Genomic DNA, 1,433 nt, shown 5'->3' on the forward strand with positions numbered 1-1,433 from the left:
TAAAACCCGCCCAGCCCTTCAACGCTCAACATCCACTTGTGACCGTCTGCAGACAGGAAGTCGATATTAAACTCTTTCACATCCATAGGGATCACGCCGAGCGACTGAATGGCGTCGACGCAAAAATAGATGCCCTTCTCTTTACAGAATTCACCGATGCGTTTGAGATCGTTGCGGAAACCACTATTGAACTCCACCGAACTGATGGAGAGCACCCGTGTTCTGGAGTTGACCTGTGCGATGATCTGCTCAAACGGCACGCGACCGCGCACGGCTTTTATGAAGCGAACTTCCACCCCACGACGCTGCAGGTTCATCCACGGATAAACATTGGCGGGAAACTCAATGTCCGGGATCACTACGTTGTCGCCTTCGTTCCAATCGATGCCATTCGCAACAATGGAGAGCCCTTCCGAAGTGTTCTTGACGAACGCCACCTCACTCGGATCGGCGTTGATGAGCCTGGCAAAGCGTGCACGGACAATTTCAATTTCTTTCAGCCATTCGCCGTAATGTGCCGTGCCCTGTTCGCATGCTTCCTCGGCAAAGGCAGTAATGGCCGCCTGCACCGGTCGCGGTAAAGGCGCCACGCGGGCGTGGTCCATGAACAATCGATGCTCCGTCACTGGAAACTCTTTGCGTATTTTTTCGATATCCATAATAAAAACCTGAATAACCACCGATGCACACAGATAAACACAGATCGAAATCTGTCATTGTCCTCTAAATTCTAAAGAAATCACAGGATAAGACGGATATACGTTTGATCGATAGGAGAGTAATAGATAAGCCTCATCGATTTGATTAGTTGCATTAAATTGATAATTCTTTAAAGTATTCCTCACCTCATCTTCATCCAAACCCAATTCATCATTGTGAATAATCAATATCAGCTTTTTATACGGCCCACCCTTAAAAATCTTTGAATCTTTTCTCGCTAAAATTTCTTCAAGAGCTTCTACAACTTCTCCTCCCCTCCAGTCTCGATATACCTCTGATATGTTAACTTTCTTACTTTTTCCAACATTCTTTTCCAAAATTTTCTGATCCACTAATTCTGTTACTTCAAAACCAATAAGCTCTTCTTTTTCATCTCGACAAGTGCAGTCTGGTGGATCTTGGGTATTACTCTCACACTTAACCTCCCAATCCATAGATTTGCAGAAATCTTGAACCACCCCAAGCTCTTTTTGTTCTTTATTTGACCCTTCCCAAAAAGATGCGTGTCTTTTATTTCCCCTTTTAACAATTTCCTTTAGCAATTCAAATTCTTCGTCGTCCATTCTTTATTCTCATTTATTTTTATCGGTGTCCATCTGTGGTTAATTGAAGTAGCTCGATCCTCTTAAAATAGAACGAAAACCGTATTTGTCGCGGATATGATCGATGCCCTCATACAGCTTCTGCCATTGTTTTGCATCCAGGTCCTTGAA

The 1,433-nt window shown here is 44.0% G+C and carries 2 protein-coding genes; both read right to left on the bottom strand.

Translation table 11 applies throughout. The annotated features are described in order from the left end of the window. Nucleotides 1–680: aminotransferase class V-fold PLP-dependent enzyme (locus MJD61_12180; GenBank protein MCG8556027.1), on the bottom strand; the 680-nt coding region annotated here is incomplete at its 3' end. 33 nt (nt 681–713) lie between these two features. Further along, nucleotides 714–1,283, bottom strand: a complete 570-nt coding sequence (locus MJD61_12185) for a hypothetical protein (GenBank protein ID MCG8556028.1) — start codon at nt 1,281–1,283, stop codon at nt 714–716. Nucleotides 1,284–1,433 lie beyond the last annotated feature (150 nt).

The sequence above is a fragment of the Pseudomonadota bacterium genome (assembly GCA_022361155.1).
In the GTDB taxonomy this organism is placed as follows: Bacteria; Myxococcota_A; Polyangia; order Polyangiales; family JAKSBK01; genus JAKSBK01.

Excerpts from the sequence above, each read along its gene's own strand:
- MJD61_12185 (MCG8556028.1), bottom strand. The coding sequence starts at position 1,283 with ATGGACGACGAAGAATTTGAATTGCTAAAGGAAATTGTTAAAAGGGGA.